At 73.6% G+C, this 16,718-nt stretch carries 13 protein-coding genes; 8 read left to right on the top strand and 5 right to left on the bottom strand.

The window, feature by feature from the left end; all coding sequences use genetic code 11:
• Positions 1-70: 70 nt before the first annotated feature.
• Both A949_RS0122015 and A949_RS0122010 read left to right on the top strand, forming a co-directional pair.
• On the top strand, positions 71-2,695 hold the full coding sequence (locus A949_RS0122015; protein ID WP_019358196.1) for an ABC transporter permease/substrate binding protein: 2,625 nt from the start codon (positions 71-73) through the stop codon (positions 2,693-2,695).
• A 160-nt stretch (positions 2,696-2,855) separates the two neighbouring features.
• A complete protein-coding gene (locus A949_RS0122010; protein WP_026004910.1) occupies positions 2,856-3,584 on the top strand; it encodes a helical backbone metal receptor in 729 nt (242 codons plus the stop codon).
• Here the strand turns inward: A949_RS0122010 and A949_RS0122005 are convergent.
• Positions 3,511-4,650, bottom strand: a complete 1,140-nt coding sequence (locus A949_RS0122005) for a hypothetical protein (RefSeq protein ID WP_019358194.1) — start codon at positions 4,648-4,650, stop codon at positions 3,511-3,513. The two genes, A949_RS0122010 and A949_RS0122005, sit on opposite strands and share 74 nt — an antisense overlap.
• Before the next feature lie 70 nt (positions 4,651-4,720).
• Between A949_RS0122005 and A949_RS0122000 the strand changes: the two genes are divergently transcribed.
• Entirely contained in the window at positions 4,721-5,641 is a 921-nt protein-coding gene (locus tag A949_RS0122000; protein ID WP_026004909.1) for a LysR family transcriptional regulator, read from the top strand.
• Here A949_RS0122000 and A949_RS0121995 read toward each other — a convergent pair.
• The 3 genes from A949_RS0121995 to A949_RS0121985 all read right to left on the bottom strand — a co-directional run bounded on the left by A949_RS0121995 (position 5,631) and on the right by A949_RS0121985 (position 8,866).
• Positions 5,631-6,353 (bottom strand): gamma-glutamyl-gamma-aminobutyrate hydrolase family protein, encoded by a 723-nt coding sequence (locus tag A949_RS0121995; protein ID WP_019358192.1) that lies wholly within the window; start codon positions 6,351-6,353, stop codon positions 5,631-5,633. The two genes, A949_RS0122000 and A949_RS0121995, sit on opposite strands and share 11 nt — an antisense overlap.
• A 167-nt stretch (positions 6,354-6,520) precedes the next feature.
• Positions 6,521-7,984: an ethanolamine permease gene (gene eat / locus A949_RS0121990; RefSeq protein ID WP_019358191.1), complete on the bottom strand. Its 1,464-nt coding sequence runs from the start codon at positions 7,982-7,984 to the stop codon at positions 6,521-6,523.
• A gap of 153 nt (positions 7,985-8,137) precedes the next feature.
• Entirely contained in the window at positions 8,138-8,866 is a 729-nt protein-coding gene (locus A949_RS0121985; protein ID WP_019358190.1) for a FadR/GntR family transcriptional regulator, read from the bottom strand.
• Between the two features lie 90 nt (positions 8,867-8,956).
• Between A949_RS0121985 and A949_RS0121980 the strand changes: the two genes are divergently transcribed.
• The 5 genes from A949_RS0121980 to A949_RS0121960 all read left to right on the top strand — a co-directional run bounded on the left by A949_RS0121980 (position 8,957) and on the right by A949_RS0121960 (position 14,939).
• Positions 8,957-10,324, top strand: coding sequence for a glutamine synthetase family protein (locus A949_RS0121980; protein ID WP_019358189.1), 1,368 nt, complete (start codon positions 8,957-8,959; stop codon positions 10,322-10,324).
• 12 nt (positions 10,325-10,336) lie between these two features.
• Positions 10,337-11,740 carry an aldehyde dehydrogenase family protein gene (locus tag A949_RS0121975; protein ID WP_019358188.1) on the top strand — a complete coding sequence of 468 codons (1,404 nt, stop codon included), beginning with the start codon at positions 10,337-10,339 and terminating at the stop codon, positions 11,738-11,740.
• Positions 11,737-12,531 (top strand): 3-oxoacyl-ACP reductase, encoded by a 795-nt coding sequence (locus tag A949_RS0121970; protein WP_019358187.1) that lies wholly within the window; start codon positions 11,737-11,739, stop codon positions 12,529-12,531. The genes A949_RS0121975 and A949_RS0121970 overlap by 4 nt, the downstream gene beginning before the upstream one ends.
• Positions 12,532-12,661: 130 nt before the next feature.
• The gene (locus A949_RS0121965; RefSeq protein ID WP_019358186.1) at positions 12,662-13,948 is read left to right on the top strand and encodes a haloacid dehalogenase-like hydrolase; all 1,287 of its coding nucleotides are present in this window, start codon (positions 12,662-12,664) and stop codon (positions 13,946-13,948) included.
• A gap of 88 nt (positions 13,949-14,036) precedes the next feature.
• Positions 14,037-14,939 carry a DUF2510 domain-containing protein gene (locus A949_RS0121960; protein ID WP_019358185.1) on the top strand — a complete coding sequence of 301 codons (903 nt, stop codon included), beginning with the start codon at positions 14,037-14,039 and terminating at the stop codon, positions 14,937-14,939.
• A gap of 56 nt (positions 14,940-14,995) precedes the next feature.
• On the opposite strand, the gene A949_RS0121955 is transcribed toward A949_RS0121960, so the two are convergent.
• Positions 14,996-16,210: an amino acid deaminase/aldolase gene (locus A949_RS0121955; RefSeq protein WP_019358184.1), complete on the bottom strand. Its 1,215-nt coding sequence runs from the start codon at positions 16,208-16,210 to the stop codon at positions 14,996-14,998.
• Between the last annotated feature and the right edge of the window lie 508 nt (positions 16,211-16,718).

The following is a 16,718-nucleotide window of genomic DNA, read 5'->3' as shown; positions in this document are numbered from 1 at the left end:
GCCGCACTGGCCGAGGAGCCGCGGGTGGAGTCGCCCCCCGCAGCGGAGGACGGGAACGGGGTGGGCGCGGATGCCTGAATTCCATCCGGGCAACTGGGCCGAGAGCGCGGTCGACTGGCTCCAGACCCATCTGAGCTGGCTGTTCGACGCCATCAACACGGTGCTGACCGGCCTCTACGACGGCATCAACATGATTCTCGGCAGCGTCGAGCCGCTGCTGCTGGCCGGGATCTTCGCCGTCATCGCCTTCTGGCTGCGCGGGCTCCTCGCGGGCGTCGTCGCCTTCGCCGGCTTCGTGCTGGTCGACTCCTTCGGGCTGTGGGACGACGCGATGTCCACGCTGTCGCTCGTCCTGGCCGCCGCGGTCATCACCATCTTCTTCGCGGTACCGATCGGCATCCTGGCGGCGCGCAAGAAGGCGGTCAGCGCCGCCGTGCGCCCGGTGCTCGACGTGATGCAGACGATGCCCGCCTTCGTCTACCTCATCCCCGGCGTGATCTTCTTCTCCGTCGGCACCACTCCCGGCCTGCTGGCGACGATCATCTTCGCGATGCCGCCCGGTGTCCGGATGACCGAGCTGGGCATCCGGCAGGTCGACAGCGAGCTGGTGGAGGCCGCCGACGCGTTCGGCACCGGTCCCCGGCAGACCCTCACGCGGGTGCAGTTCCCGCTCGCGCTGCCGACCGTGATGGCCGGGATCAACCAGGTCATCATGCTGGCCCTGTCGATGGTCGTCATCGCCGGTCTGGCCGGAGCACCGGGGCTCGGGGAGCGCATCTACGCCGCCGTCACCCAGGTCCAGATCGGCCTCGGCGTCGAGGCCGGCATCGCCGTCGTCATCCTCGCCATCTACCTGGACCGGATGACCGGCGCCCTGAGCATGCGCGTCTCGCCGCTCGGCCGCCGCGCAGCGGCCCGGACCACCGCCATGATGGGCCGGATGCGGTTCGTCCGCTACCGGCCGAGCACGCTCGCCGCGCTCGCGGGCGTCCTGGCACTGGCACTGGCGGCGGGCGGGCTGAGCCTGGCCGAGTCCGGCTCCTCCGCGCCGTCCGCCGGTGGCGCCGACGTGGGCAAGGGCAAGCAGCTGAAGATGGGGTACATCCCGTGGGACGAGGCCATCGCCACCTCCTATCTGTGGAAGGAGGCGCTGGAGCAGCGCGGCTACCGTCCTCAGCTCAAGCAGCTCGACCCGGGCCCCCTCTACACCTCCCTCGCGCAGGGGGAGACCGACTTCCAGACGGACGCCTGGCTGCCCACCACGCACCAGCAGTACTGGGACAAGTACGGCTCCGAGCTGGAGAAGCTGGGCTCCTGGTACGGCCCCACCTCGCTGGAGCTGACCGTGCCCTCCTACGTCAAGGGGGTGCGCTCGCTGGCCGATCTCAAGGGCCGCGGCAAGGAGTTCGACGGGAAGATCATCGGGATCGAGTCCAGCGCGGGCGAGATGAAGATCCTCAAGGACAAGGTCCTCAAGGCGTACGGCCTGGAGGGCGAGTACAAGGTGGTCTCCTCCGGCACCTCCTCGATGCTGGCCGAGCTGAAGCGCTCCATCCAGCAGAAGCAGCCGGTCGTCGTCACGCTCTGGTCCCCGCACTGGGCGTACGCCAAATACGACCTGACCAAGCTCAAGGATCCCAAGGGCGCCTTCGGCAAGGGGGAGAAGCTCTACAACGTCGCCCGCAAGGGCTTCGCCCAGGATGACCCGGTCGTGGCCCGCTGGCTGAAGAACTTCCACCTGACGGAGCAGCAGCTCACCTCGCTGGAGACGGCGATCCAGGACGCCTCCAAGGGCCGGGAGCAGCAGGCCGCCGCCAAGTGGCTGAACGCCCGCCCCGGGTTCCTGGACAAGATGGTGCCGGTGCCCGGCGGGGAGAAGAAGCGGGGCAAGGACGCGGGGAAGTCGGTCAGCATGGCCTACTTCCCCTGGGACGAGGCGGTCGCGACCACCTACCTGTGGGAGAACATCCTGGAGGACCGCGGCTACAAGCCGAAGGTCGAACAGCTCGACCCCGGTCCGCTGTTCACCGCCATGGCCCAGGGCCGGATCGACGTCCAGACGGACGCCTGGCTGCCCACGACCCACGAGCAGTACTGGCGCAAGTACCGGGACAGACTCACCGACGTCGGTTCCTGGTACGGCCCCACCTCGCTGGAGCTGTCCGTGCCCTCCTACGTCAAGGGCGTCGACTCGCTGGCGGATCTCAAGGGGCGCGGCAAGGAGTTCGACGGGAAGATCATCGGGATCGAGTCCAGCGCGGGCGAGATGAAGATCCTCAAGGACAAGGTCCTCAAGGCGTACGGCCTGGAGGGCGAGTACAAGGTGGTCTCCTCCAGCACCTCCTCCATGCTCTCGGCCGTGGACCGCGCCGTGGCGCGGAAGAAGCCGGTGCTGGCCACCACCTGGACGCCGCACTGGGTCTACAGCACGTATCCGATGAAGAAGCTCAAGGACCCCAAGGGCGCCTGGGGCAAGGGCGACCACATCCACGTCACCGCGCGGAAGGGGTTCAAGGAGGACTTCCCCGAGCTGTACGGCTGGCTGAAGGACTTCACGATGTCCGAGCAGGACCTCGGCTCCCTGGAGGCGGCCATCCAGAAGGGCGGCAAGGGCAAGGGCAAGGAGAAGAAGTCCGCCCGCACATGGCTGGACGCCCACCCGGGTCTGGAGGACGAGCTGGCGCCCGTCGGCTGAGGGCGCCCGGCTTCGGGGCGCCGCTGGTGCCGTTCCGGTTCCGGGCGCCCGGCGTCCGGGCGCGCAGGACCGGTGACGGGCGACCGCCGGCCCGCCGGGGGCTGCGGGCCGGGACCCAGGGGGTGGGAGCCGGCCGGAGCGGCGGCATAGGGTGCTGCACATGCCGTGCCGGTCCGTTGTCTCGCTCGTGCCGTCCCTCACCGAGGCGGTGGCGGCCACCGCGCCCGAACTCCTGGTCGGGGCCACCGACTGGTGCTCGCACCCCGGAGACCTCGCCGTCACCAGGGTGCGCGGCACCAAGAACCCGGACGTCCCGGCCATCGCGGGGCTGGCTCCGGACCTGGTGCTCGCCAACGAGGAGGAGAACCGGCCCGCGGATCTGCGGGCCCTGCGGGAGGCCGGGCTGCGGGTCCTGGTGACCGAGGTGCGGACGCTGGAGCAGGGCTTCGCGGAACTGCACCGGGTGCTCACCGAGGGCTGCGGGCTCTCCCGCCCGGCCTGGCTCGACGAGGCCGAGGAGGCCTGGGCCCGGGCACGGGCCGAGTTCGACGTCCGCGCGGTCGTACCGGTGTGGCGCAAGCCGTGGATGGTGCTGGGCCGGGACACCTTCGCCGGTGATCTGCTGGCCCACCTCGGGGTGCGCAACCGCTACGCCGGGCACGCGGAGCGCTATCCGCGGGTGCCGCTCGCGGAGCTGTCCGCACCGGGCCGCGCCGAGGTGGTCGTCCTGCCGGACGAGCCCTACCGGTTCACCGCCGAGGACGGGCCCGAGGCGTTCCCGGGGACACCGGCCGTGCTGTGCAGCGGTCGCCACCTCACCTGGTACGGGCCGTCGCTGGTGCGGGCGCCGCAGGTGCTCGGTGCGGCCCTGCGAGCAGCGCTCCGCTGAGCAGTCCGCGCACCGTCCCGGTGGCGGCGGCCGCCCAGGCGGCCACCAGCAGCACGTAGAGGCCCGCCGCCAGCCAGCCGAAGGCGGCCGCTCCGGTGTGCCGCCACACCGCCGCGGCTCCTGTGACACAGGTGCCGACCGGGAAGGTGAACGCCCACCACGTCAACGAGAAGGCCATGCCCCGGCGTGCGGCGCGCACCACCAGCGCCGACGACAGCGCGAGCCACAGCAGTGCGAAGCCGAGCACCGGAACGCCGTAGAGCACCGACAGCGCCCCGAACATGCCCGGCTGCGCGTCCGCGAGGTTGCCGAGCGCGGTCGTCGACTGCCCCAGCGGCCCGAGCACCAGGAACAGCGACGGCGTCAGCGCCGTCGGCAGCGGGCCGTGGTGCAGCAGCCGGGAGAGGATCAGCGGCAGGAACAGCAGCGTCGCCAGCAGGCTCGCACCGAAGAGCGCGAAGGAGCCCAGCAGCAGGGCCTGCCGTGCCGGGCCCGCGGGCAGGTGCGCGGCCAGCGGCGGGCCGAGCGCGGCGGAGACCATCGGGGCCACCACCGGCAGCAGCCAGGCCGGTGCGGCGCTGCCCTGCTCCACCCGGTGCCGGGTGATCATCAGATAGGGCACGGTCACCGCGGCGACCAGCCCGACGGCCGTCCCGGACGTCCACAGCGCCGCGTCGAGACCGGCGGCCCAGGGGACGTCCAGTGCCGACGCGCCGCCGCCGACCGCCAGCAGCGCCATCGCCAGGCAGCCGTGGAACGGGGCGACGGCCGGATCGAGCAGGTGGGCGCGGGCCCGGTCGCGGTGGCGCAGCCAGTGCGCTCCGCGGGCCGCCAGCAGCACCGCCAGCGCCGCCGCGGCCAGCGCCCAGACGCCCTCCAGCAGGGCGCGCGGCGGATGCAGCGGCAGCACGGTTCCGGCGGTGGCCACGATGGCGGTCCCCATCACCGCCGCGTACCAGTTCGGGCCCAGAGCGCGCAGCCGCGGTCCGGGCGGGTGCTCGGCCACTGCCGGCGGTGCGGAGGCGGGGGAGTCGGTCTCGGCGGTGGCGCGCGCGGATGCGGTCATGCGGCCACGCTCCTCCGGCGCCGGGGCGGGCAGAAGGGGCCACGCCCCTATGGGGACATAAGCTGACCCTATGAGCGAGAGGGAGGGCGTGTCCGGGGGTCTGGCCCGCCGGGTACCGGATCTGGGCGCGCTGGAGCTGCTGCTGGCCGTTGCCCGGCTGGGCAGTGTGGGCCGCGCGGCGCGCGAGACGGGGGTCAGCCAGCCCGCCGCCAGCGCCCGGCTGCGCGCCATGGAGCGGATGCTCGGCGTCACCCTGCTGGAGCGCTCGCCCAGGGGCTCGCGGCTGACCGAGGCCGGTGTGCTGGTCACCGACTGGGCGCGGCGCATCGTGGAGTCCGCCGAGTCCTTCGACGCGGGCGTCAGCGCGCTGCGCGACCGGCGCGACTCCCGGCTCACCGTGGCCGCCTCCATGACGATCGCCGAGTATCTGCTGCCCGGTTGGCTGATCGCGCTGCGTGCCCAGCTGCCGGACACCGCGGTGCGGCTGCGCGCCGGCAACAGCGCGGCCGTGGCCCGCACGGTCCTGGCCGCGGAGGCGGACCTGGGCTTCGTGGAGGGTCTCGGGGTGCCGCCGGGCCTGGACGGCACTGTCATCGGGCACGACCGCCTGCTGGTCGTCGCGGCTCCCGGGCATCCGTGGACCCGGCGCCGCAAGCCGGTCCCGCTGCGCGAACTGGCCGCCACCGGACTGGTGCTGCGCGAGCCCGGCTCGGGTACCCGACAGGTCCTGGACGCCGCGCTCGCCGCACACGGCGGGCTCGGCCCGCCGCTGCTGGAGCTGGCCTCCACCACGGCGGTCAAGGCCGCCGCGGTCAGCGGCGCGGGCCCGGCGGTGCTCAGCGAGCTGGCGGTGCGGGAGGAGTTGGCGGCGCGGCGGCTGATCGAGGTCGTGGTGGAGGGACCCGGGCTGAGCCGGGCGCTGCGGGCGGTCTGGCCGCGCGGCGCCCGGCCGGCGGGGCCCGCCCGTCAGCTGCTGGCCCTCACCGGTTGAGGCCGGTGGCGGCCGCCGTGGTGAGGGCCGTCATCAGCCGGAGGTCGTCACCGGCCTCCGGGTGCCACTGGACGCCGAGTACGAAGTGGTCGGCGCCGGGGAGTTCGAGGGCCTCGACGGTGCCGTCGTGCAGCGCGTGCCCGGTGCCCACCAGGCCTTCGCCGAGCGTGTCCACCGCCTGGTGGTGGTAGGTCGGCACGGCCACGGTCGCCGCCTCCTCCAGCACCTTGGCGAGCAGCGTGCCCGGAACCGGTGCGATCTCGTGGGGGGTGAAGACCCCGGGGGCGGCGCCGCGGTGGGCCGCCGTGTCCGGCAGATGCTGGACGAGGGTGCCGCCCCGGGCCACGTTGAGGAGCTGCATGCCCCGGCAGATCGCCAGCAGCGGCATGCGCCGGGCCAGTGCCTCCCGGGTGAGGGCGAGTTCCCAGGCGTCGCGCTCGGGGTGTCCGGGGCCGGTGTGCGGCCCGCGTGCGGCGCCGTAGCGGGACGGGTCGACGTCCGGACCGCCCACGGTGACCAGGCCGTCCAGCCGGGAGAGGGCGTCGGCCGCCGCGTCCGGGTCCTCGTCGGGCGGGAGCAGTACGGCGCGGGCTCCGGCACGCTGCGCCATCCGGTGGTAGGCGGCGGGCAGCAGCGCGGCGGGCAGCTGCCAGTCGCCCCAGCGTGCGCCGGGTTCCAGATAGGTCGTGAGGCCGATGAGGGGTGGTGCCACGGGGTTTCTCTCCTGTCGGCTGTGTGCTTCGGCCGGGTTCCCCGGCCGCGTTCCGGAGGGCTTCGGGACGCTGGTACCGGGCCGGTGGGGTCGGGCCGTGCCCGCCCGGTGCGCTCCGGTGGTTCGCCGGAGCGCACCGGAGGTGCGGGACGCGCGGGCCGCGACGGTCAGTCGCGCAGTTCCTCCTCCGCCTCGGCGAGGGCCGCGAACTCCTCCTCGGGTGCCGCCGCCACCAGACGGTGCCGGGAGTAGCAGGCGAAGTAGCCCACCGCCACCGCGTAGACGGCCAGCGCGATCAATGCTGCCTGCTTGTCGACCAGGAAGGTGGCCACCAGGGCCGCGAGGGCCAGGACCAGGGCGACGGAGGAGGTCAGCACGCCGCCGGGCGTGCGGTAGGGGCGCTCCAGATGGGGTTCGCGCCTGCGCAGCACGATGTGCGAGAGCGACATCAGCGCGTAGGAGATGGTGGCGCCGAAGACGGCGATGTTGAGCATCGTGGCGCCGTCGCCGCTGCTCGCCGCCAGTCCGAAGCCCAGCGCTCCCGGCAGCAGCAGCCCGAGGTAGGGGGCCTTGCGGCGGCTGGTGAGGGAGAGGAAGCGGGGCAGGTAGCCGGCCCTGGAGAGGGCGAAGAGCTGGCGGGAGCCCGCGAAGATGAGCGAGAAGAAGGAGGCCACCAGCCCTGCCAGGCCCGCGTAGTTCACGACGCGGGAGAGTGCCGTGGCCTCGCCGTCCGGCTGCAGGGCCGCCACCAGCGGGTTGCCGACGTCCTGGATGGCTGCCGAGCCGCGGGCACCGGTCGCGGTCACGAAGGTCAGCAGCGCGAGCACCAGCAGGATGCCCATCGACCAGGCCATGGCCTTGGGCAGGGTGCGGGCCGGGTCCTTGGTCTCCTCGGCGGCCAGCGGTACGCCCTCGACGCCGAGGAAGAACCACATGCCGAAGGGGAAGGCCGCCCAGATGCCCAGCACGCCGAACGGGAGCCAGGAGCCGGAGCCGAAGGCGCCGTGGTCCACCGGGATGTCGTCGAGCGCGCTGGTGTGGAAGTCGGTGAGGGCGCCGAGGACGAACACCAGCAGCGCGGCGACCGCGACGGCGGTCACGACGAGGGAGAAGCGCAGCGCCTCGCCGACGCCCCACAGATGGACGCCGATGAACAGGGCGAAGCAGGCGAGGTAGACGGGCCAGCCGGACTCCAGCCCGAACAGGCCCAGGGACTCGATGTAGTCGCCGATGAAGCAGACGATGGCGGCCGGCGCGAGGACGTACTCGATCAGAATGGCCGTGCCGGTCAGGAAGCCGCCCCAGGGGCCCAGGGCGCGCCGTGCGAAGCCGTATCCGCCGCCCGCGGTGGGCAGGATGGCGGACAGTTCGGCCAGGGCGAAGACCATGCAGGTGTACATCAGCCCCATCAGGACCGCGGCGACGGCCAGGCCGCCGAAGCCGCCCTCGGCCAGGCCGGCGTTCCAGCCGGAGTAGTCACCGGAGACGACGTAGGCGACGCCGAGCCCGGTCAGCAGCAGCGGGCCGGCGCTGCCGCGCCGCAGCGTGCGGCGTTCGAGGTACGCGGCATCCGGGTCGGGCGGCGCCGCCGGGGCGCGGTCCCGGTCGGGGGACTCGGACTGTTGGGTCATGTGCCACACTCCCGCGGTGAGCCATTGGTGTGCTGGCATACCTTTGTGGCCGGAGGGGGCGCGGCGCAACCCCCGTGCGTGAAGGGGCGGTAACCGCACCCGGCACCGCGGGGCACACCGGGCATTCCGCGTCGGCTCCGCGCCCGCGGTGCCTCAGCTCAGGAACCCGCGCAGCAGCGAGGCCGTCCCCGCGCAGTGCTCGCGGGCGATGGCGCGGGCACCCTCGCCGTCCCCCTCCAGGACGGCGGCGACCAGTGCGGCGTGCTGCTGCTGGGCGTGCTCCAGGTTCCGCACCAGCAGCGGGATGTGGTTGAGCAGCTCGTTCAGCTTGGCCCGCACGGCGGCGTACCGGGCGGTCAGCGACGGGGAGCCGGCCAGCTCCACGAGGGTGAGGTGCAGCAGGGTGTCCTGCCGCCGGTAGTCCTGGAGCGCCGCCTCGCGGGTGGCGTCCAGCGCCTCCCGCAGCCGGGCCGCCTCCGCCGCGGACAGGCCGCGGGTGGCGCACACCTCCGCGGCGCCCGCCTCCAGCACCTCGCGGAAGACGAGGGTGTCCGCCAGCTCCGGCGCCCCCGCGGGCAGCCGCACCTCGCCCGGCCCGGTGCCGCTCCCCTCGGCGGCCGGCTGCGGGAGGACGAAGGTGCCGCCGTACCGGCCGCGCCGGCTGGCCACCACGCCCTGCTCGGCGAGCACCTTCAGCACCTCGCGCAGGGTGACGCGGCTGATCCCGAGCCGCTCGGCCAGCTCGCGCTCGGCGGGCAGCCGCTCGCCCTCGGCGACCAGGCCCAGGCGGACGATCTGCAGGATCTGCTCCAGCGCCTCTTCGAACCCGTTGCCCGCGTGTACGGTACGCAGCACCGTGGCGAGTCTGTCGTCCTCCGGCATCGCACCCTCTTCCTTTCCGGTGACCCTCTTCCGTTTCAAAGGTATGCACGGCTACCTTATGGCTTCCGCGGACCGACAGGAGGCCCACCCGTGGCAGACCGCACACCACCGCTCGCCGTCTCGGAGCTGAGGAGACTCGTCGAGGCGGGCGAGATCGACACCGTCGTCCTGGCCTTCACCGACATGCAAGGCCGCCTCCAGGGAAAGCGGTTCGCCGCCCCCTACTTCCTGGAGCACGTGCTCGACGGCGGCAGCGAGGGCTGCAACTACCTGCTCGCCGTCGACGTCGAGCTGAACACCGTGGACGGCTACGAGATGTCCTCCTGGGAGCGCGGCTACGGGGACTTCGCCATGCACGGCGACACCGGCACGCTGCGCCGCGTCCCCTGGAACCCCGGCACCGCGCTGCTCACCGCCGACCTCGCCTGGCACGACGGCAGCCCCGTCGTCGCCTCGCCCCGGCAGATCCTGCAACGGCAGCTCGACCGGCTCGCCGAGCGCGGCTGGCAGGCGTACGTGGGCACCGAACTGGAGTTCATGGTCTTCCAGGACACCTACGAACAGGCCTGGGACAGCGCCTACCGGGGTCTGACCCCCGCCAACCAGTACAACGTCGACTACTCCATCCTCGGCACCGGCCGCGTCGAGCCGCTGCTGCGCCGTATCCGCAACGAGATGGCGACCGCGGGCATGGTCGTCGAGTCGGCCAAGGGCGAGTGCAATCTGGGCCAGCACGAGATCGCCTTCCGCTACGCGGACGCGCTCACCACCTGCGACCAGCACGTCATCTACAAGACCGGCGCCAAGGAGATCGCCGCCCAGCAGGGCCACGCGCTCACCTTCATGGCCAAGTACGACGAGCGCGAGGGCAACTCCTGCCACATCCACCTCTCGCTGCGCGACGCGGACGGACGGTCCGTCCTCGCCGACGAGCAGGGCGAGCACGGCATGTCGCCCCTGATGCGGCACTTCCTGGCCGGACAGCTCGCGGCCCTGCGGGACTTCACACTGCTGTACGCGCCGAACATCAACTCCTACAAGCGGTTCCAGCCCGGCTCCTTCGCGCCCACCGCCGTCGCCTGGGGCCCCGACAACCGCACTTGCGCGCTGCGCGTCATCGGCCACGGCGCGGGGCACCGGCTGGAGAACCGGGTGCCGGGCGGCGACGTCAACCCCTACCTGGCCGTCGCCGGGATGATCGCCGCGGGGCTGCACGGCATCGACAACGAACTGGAGCTCCCGGCCGCCTGCACCGGCAACGCCTACACCGGCGACGCCGCGCACGTGCCCACCACCCTGCGCGAGGCCGCCGAGCTGTGGGAGGGGAGCGCACCGGCGCGGGAGGCGTTCGGCAGCGAAGTGGTCGACCACTACCTCAACATGGCCCGGGTGGAACAGCGGGCCTTCGACACCGCCGTGACGGACTGGGAGCGCTACCGCTCCTTCGAGCGCATGTAAGGAACCGACCGAGTGCAGCACGAGCAGCAAGACCCCACCCCGCCCCGAGCCGAGCAGCTCGACATCGTCAATCCGGCGACGGAGGAGGTGTTCTCCACCGTCCCCGTCACCACCCCCGAGGAGGTCGACCGCGCGGTCGAACGCGCGTGCGCGGCGCAGGCCGCCTGGGCCGCACTGGCGCCCGCGGACCGGGCCCGGCTGCTGCGCCGGTTCGCGTCCGCCGTCGACGGGCGCATCGAGGAACTCGGCGTCCTGGAGATGCGCGAGGCCGGACACCCGCTGGGCAGCGCCTGCGGCGAGGCGGCCAACGTGCGCGACCTGCTCGACTACGCCGCGGGCGGGGTCGAGCGCCTGACGGGGCAGCAGATCCCGGTCGCGGGCGGCGTGAACCTCACCTTCGCGGAACCGCTGGGCGTGGTCGCGGTGATCGCCCCGTGGAACTTCCCGATGCCGATCGCCGCCTGGGGCAGCGCGCCCGCGCTGGCCGCGGGGAACGCGGTGCTCCTCAAACCCGCCGAGGACACCCCGCTGACCGCGCTGCGGCTGGCCGAGCTGGCGCTGGAGGCCGGGCTGCCCGAAGGGCTCTTCCAGGTGCTGCCGGGGGAGGGGGCCGTCACCGGCACCGCCCTGGTCGACCACCCGCGGGTGGCCAAGGTCGTCTTCACCGGCTCCACCGCCGTCGGCAAGAGCGTCATGGCCCGCTGCGCGCAGTCCGTGAAGCGCGTCACGCTCGAACTCGGCGGCAAGAGCCCCAACATCGTCTTCGCCGACGCCGACCTGGAGCGCGCCGCGGCCGCCGCACCCGGCTCCTTCCTCGACAACACCGGCCAGGACTGCTGCGCGCGCAGCCGCATCCTGGTCCAGCGCAGCGTGCACGACCGGTTCCTGGAGCTCCTGGAGCCCGCCGTGCACGCCTTCCGGGCCGGCGATCCCGCCGACCGGACCACCGCCATGGGCCCGCTCATCTCGGCCCGCCAGCGGGAGCGGGTGCGCGGATACGTCCCCGAGGAGACGCCCGCACTCATCCGCGGCAGCGTCCCCGAAGGCCCCGGCTACTGGTACCCGGCCACCGTGCTGGCGCACGCCGAGGGGCAGCGCGCCGCGGTGGAGGAGGTCTTCGGACCCGTCGCCGTCCTCGTCCCCTTCGAGGACGAGGACGAGGCGGTGCGGCTGGCCAACGACACCGACTACGGCCTCTCCGGCTCGGTCTGGACCCGGGACAGCGCTCGCGCGCTGCGCGTCTCGCGCGGAGTCGCGGCCGGCAACCTGTCCGTCAACTCGCACAGCAGCGTGCGCTACTCCACCCCCTTCGGCGGCTACAAGCAGTCCGGACTGGGCCGGGAACTCGGCCCCGACGCGCTCGCCGCCTTCACCGAGACCAAGAACGTCTTCATCAGCACCGAGGAGAGCCAGTGAGCGCCACCGAGAACGAGACCGCCGTGTGCCGCCGCCTGGTCGGGCGTACGGCCGTGGTCACCGGCGCGGGCAGCGGCATCGGCCTCGCCACCGCCCGCCGCCTCGCCTCCGAGGGGGCGAACGTCGTCTGCGCCGACGTGGACGCCGAGCGCGGCGAGGCCGCGGCCCGGGAGGTCGGCGGCCGGTACGCCGCGGTGGACGTCACCGACCCCGACCAGGTCGAGGCGCTGTTCCGGACGGCGCACGAGACCTACGGCTCGGTCGACATCGCCTTCAACAACGCGGGCATCTCCCCGCCCGACGACGACTCGATCCTGGAGACGGGGCTGGAGGCGTGGCAGCGCGTCCAGCACGTCAACCTCACCTCGGTCTACCTGTGCTGCAAGGCCGTGCTGCCGTACATGCGCGCCCAGGGGCGGGGCTCCATCATCAACACCGCTTCGTTCGTCGCGGTGATGGGCGCCGCCACCTCGCAGATCAGCTACACCGCCTCCAAGGGCGGGGTGCTGGCGATGTCCCGCGAGCTGGGCGTCCAGTTCGCCCGCGAGGGCATCCGGGTGAACGCGCTGTGCCCCGGCCCGGTGAACACCCCACTGCTCAAGGAGCTGTTCGCCAAGGACCCGGAGCGGGCGCAGCGGCGGCTGGTGCACGTGCCGGCGGGCCGGTTCGCCGAGGCGGAGGAGATCGCCTCCGCGGTCGCCTTCCTCGCCAGCGACGACTCCTCGTTCGTGAACGCGGCGGAGTTCCTGGTCGACGGCGGCATCGCGGGCGCCTACGTCACCCCGCAGTAGCGGCCGGCTCCGGCACCGCCCGCAGCGCCGGCGCGGGAGACGCGGCGCGGCGGGCGGGCCGGAGCAGTGTGCGCCCGTCATCGATGTAGCGTGCACAGAGTCACTGTCGACAGCCCAGGAGGGGCGCCACATGCGCAGCAGATCCGTCCTGACCGGCCTCACCGCGGCCGCGGCCCTCGCCGCGACCCTCTCGCCCGTCCCGGCGCAGGCAGCAGCCGGGCACGGCGGTGGCCGCCACTGCCCCCAGCTCTCCACCGAACTCCCCTGGCACGGCGCCAACCGGGCCAAGCTGCAGCGCACCATCGACGAACGCGGCACCTGCTCCGGGCACCTGCGCGGCAGCCGCCGTCCGGTCGCCGCGTTCGACTGGGACAACACCATCGTCAAGAACGACTCGACGGACGCCACCATCGCCTGGGCCCTGCGGCACGACAAGATCCTGCGCCCCGAGCGCTGGTCCGACACCAGCAAGTGGCTGACCCCCGCCGCCGACCGGGCGCTCACCGAGGCGTGCGGCACCGACGTGCCGGTGGGGCACCCGCTGCCCACCTCGACCGACGACGCGTGCGCCGACGAGATCCTGCAGGTGCGCGGCGAGGCCGAGACGATGGCCGGCGAGGAGGCGTTCGCCGGGAAGTGGAACCACCGGCGCACCGTTCCCCAGTACGCCTGGGTGCCGCAGCTCTTCGCGGGCCACACCGTGCCGGAACTGCGCTCCTACGCCAGGGCCGCGCGCGACGAGGCCCTGGCCGCCCCCGTCGGCAGCACGCAGCGGGTGGGCACCCACACCGTGCCGGCCTACAGCCGCTACTACGAGCAGCAGCAGGACCTGGTCCGCACGCTGAAGAAGGCCGGCTTCGAGGTCTACATCGTCTCGGCCGGCTCCGAGCCGGTGGCCGAGGAGTGGGCGCGCGGAGTCGGCATCGACCGCCGGCACACCTTCGCGATCCGGAGTGTGGTCGAGCACGGCCGGATCACCACCTGGACCGAGGGCTGCGGCGGCATGCCCCGCAGCAAGGGGGAGATGATCCCCTACATCGAGGGCAAGCGGTGCGTGATCAACCAGGAGATCTTCGGCATCCACGGGCCCCGGGCCTGGCAGAAGCAGGACCGGCGGCACCGGATCGCGATCGGCGGTGGTGACGCGGACACCGACGTCACCTTCGTCGGCGATGCGACGGGCACCCACCTGGTGCTCAACCGCAACAAGCCGGAGATCATGTGCCGCGGCTACGACGACGCCGACGGGCGCTGGGCGGTGAATCCGATGTTCATCGAACCGCTGCCCCGCAAGCGGGAGCCCTACCCCTGCTCCACCGAGGGCTTCACCCGTCCCGACGGCTCGCTCGGTCCGGTGCGCAGGAACGACGGTTCGATCATCCCGGACCAGTTCGACACCGCCCACGGCGCCGCGTAGCCGCACCGGGGGTGCGGGTCCGCGGACCCGCACCCCCGGGGGCGCCCGGCGGCCTCGTACACCTGTGCCCTAGGGTGCGGGCGTGAGCATGACGACCCCGCCCGGCTGGTACCCCGATCCCGGGCAGACGCCCCCGCTTCCGCCGCAGCAGCGCTGGTGGGACGGCACCGCCTGGACCCAGCACACCCGGCCCGCCGCGGGCACCGCCGCCGGACGCGGCGGCGGGAAGGCCGGGCGCGGTCCGCTCATCGCGGGCATCGTCGGCGCGGTCGTCCTGGTCGCCGCCCTCGCCGTGGGCGGAGTGCTGGTGGCGGGCGGTTCGGACGACGAGGAGCCCAAGGCGGCCGCCGGCTCCTCCCCGTCGCCGGAGTCCAGCGGCCCGGACGGCAAGGACGACCCGCCCGGCGACCGCGGCGACCGGGAGTCCCCGGCGCCGGAGAGCTCACCCGGTGACGTCGTCCCCGAACCCGGGCTCGGCGTCGGGCTGACCGTCCCCGGGGGATGGCAGCGGCCCGACCCCGAATCCGGCTTCGTCGCGCACCGGACCACGTACCGCTGCCCCGGGGAGGAGACCGACTGTGTGCGCGGCGGCGCGAAGCTGCTGCCCGTCTCCAGCGGCTGGGAGGGCGAGAAGGCGCTGAAGGGGGCCGCCGAGCTCCAGGTGGCCGAGAACGCGAAGCAGTCGTACTCCGAGAAGGCGTACGGCGGCATCACCGACCACAAGGTCGTCGAGTCCGGCGCGGTCACCGTCGCCGGCCAACCCGGGTACCGGGTCCGCTGGCGGGTGGAGAACAAGCTGGAGCCGGACGCCTACGTCGAGGCCGTCGTCTTCCGCTCACCGCACGTCAAGGGCGGGCTCCTCGCCCTGTGGAGCAGCGTCGACATCGCACCCGGGGCGCCTCCCGCCTCCGATCTGGACGAGCTGCGCAAGGGCGTGGTCCGCACCGGAACGGGCGAGGGCGCCGACGACGGCGACCGCGAGGCCGTCTGACGGCAGGACCCCGGGCACGACCGTCCGGTGCCGGGTGCCCTGCCGCCGTGCCTCCCTCACAGGAACGTCATGCCCTCGCCCCGGTAGGTGGGCACCGCGTCCGTCACCCGGTCGCCCTCCACCAGGTGCAGCGTCGCGAACCGCTCGCACAGTTCACCGGCCTTGGCGTGCCGGAACCACACCTTGTCCCCGATGAGCAGGTCGTCCGCGGGCGGACCCAGCAGCGGGGTCTGCACCTCGCCCGGCCCCTCCTGCGGGTCGTAGCGCAGCCCCGCCGGCAGGTGCACCTCGGGCAGCCGGTCGCGCCCGGCGACACCGGAGGCGGGATAGCCGCCACCGAGCACGGTGACCACGCCCACCCCCGGCCTGCGCACCACCGGCATGGCGAACAGCGCGGCGGGACGGCCGGTGAAGGAGGTGAAATTGTCGAACAGCCGCGGCACATACAGCCCCGAGCCGGCCGCGATCTCCGTGACCGCCTCCTCGGCAGCGGTGTGCTGCACGCTGCCCGTACCACCGCCGTTGACGAACTCCAGGTCCGGTGCCACCGCGCGGACCGCGCGCACCGCCGCCGAGCGGCGCGCCGCCAGCTCGCGGCGGGCCGTGCGCTGCATCAGCCGCACCGCGCGGGAGCGCAGCGCGGCACTGGGCACCGCGTCGCCGACGCCCGCCACATGCCCCTCGTACGCCATCAGGCCGACCAGCCGGAAGCCGGGGCGCCGCCGCACGGTGCGCGCGAGGTCGGCCAGCTCGGCGGGGGAGTGCAGCGGGGAGCGGCGGGCACCGACCCGGATCCGGCCGCCCAGCAGCCGCAGCGAGGTGTCCAGTTCGAGGCAGACCCGGATCGGCTCGGTACCGCCGTCCCGTGCCGCGTCGATCAGCGCGAGCTGCGCGGGGTCGTCCACCATGACGGTCACCGCGGCGGCCAGCTTCGGGTCCGAGGCCAGCTCCGCGTAACCGGCGCGGTCGGCCGACGGGTAGGCCAGCAGCACGTCCTCGACGCCCGACCTGGCCAGCCAGAGCGACTCGGCGAGGGTGTAGCTCATCACCCCGCGGAACCCGTCCTTGGCCAGCACCCGTTCCAACAGGGCGCGGCAGCGGACCGACTTGCTGGCCACGCGCAGCGGCTTGCCGCCGGCCCGCCGTACGAGATCGTCCGCGTTGGCGTCGAACGCCGCCAGGTCGACGAGCGCGAGGGGCGCGTCGAGATGGGCGGTCGCACGGTCGTACCGGGCGCGGTCGGCGGCGGGAGCGGCAGTCGTATCGAACACTCTCGCAGCTTGCCAGAGGCGCCCGCGCCCGCACAGCCCCGGAGTGCCGCAACACCCCGGCCGCCCCGTCGCGTCGGGTGTGTCGGCACAGCTCGGCCGGGTTGCCGTCCCTCCCGGTGCGCACCGTAGAGTGACGCCGCACGCTGCGACGGTACGCACGCGGCGAACTGTTCACCGCCGCCACGACGAACACGCACGTTCGAACCGGCGTTCGTGCGGGGCGGTATCGCACGGAGGGGGGCGCCGCACATGAGCACCGACGCCGACCGCGCTGCCGTCCCCGACCCTCCCGCCGCTCCGCCCCGGCCCGTGACTCCGCCGCAAGCGGGCGTCCCGCCGCCCCCGGCCGCTCCGCCGCGTCCCGCCGCTCCGCCCGCCGCTGCCGTTCCGCCCGCCGCTGCCGTTCCGCCCGCCGCTGCCGTTCCGCCGGCCGGTGCGGGGGCCGGTGCGGCCGCGGGGCCGCAGAGCGCTCCTGCCCAGCCGCCGCCCGGCCCGGGTCGCGGTCCGG

Source organism: Streptomyces sp. AA1529 (assembly GCF_000280905.1).
Taxonomy (GTDB): domain Bacteria; phylum Actinomycetota; class Actinomycetes; order Streptomycetales; family Streptomycetaceae; genus Streptomyces.
This window is presented reverse-complemented; position numbering and strand designations above follow the sequence as displayed.

Coding starts and splice junctions, on each gene's coding strand:
- A949_RS0122015 (WP_019358196.1), top strand. CDS start 71: ATGCCTGAATTCCATCCGGGCAACTGGGCCGAGAGCGCGGTCGACTGG.
- A949_RS0122010 (WP_026004910.1), top strand. CDS start 2,856: ATGCCGTGCCGGTCCGTTGTCTCGCTCGTGCCGTCCCTCACCGAGGCG.
- A949_RS0122005 (WP_019358194.1), bottom strand. CDS start 4,650: ATGACCGCATCCGCGCGCGCCACCGCCGAGACCGACTCCCCCGCCTCC.
- A949_RS0122000 (WP_026004909.1), top strand. CDS start 4,721: ATGAGCGAGAGGGAGGGCGTGTCCGGGGGTCTGGCCCGCCGGGTACCG.
- eat (WP_019358191.1), bottom strand. CDS start 7,984: ATGACCCAACAGTCCGAGTCCCCCGACCGGGACCGCGCCCCGGCGGCG.
- A949_RS0121985 (WP_019358190.1), bottom strand. CDS start 8,866: ATGCCGGAGGACGACAGACTCGCCACGGTGCTGCGTACCGTACACGCG.
- A949_RS0121965 (WP_019358186.1), top strand. CDS start 12,662: ATGCGCAGCAGATCCGTCCTGACCGGCCTCACCGCGGCCGCGGCCCTC.
- A949_RS0121960 (WP_019358185.1), top strand. CDS start 14,037: ATGACGACCCCGCCCGGCTGGTACCCCGATCCCGGGCAGACGCCCCCG.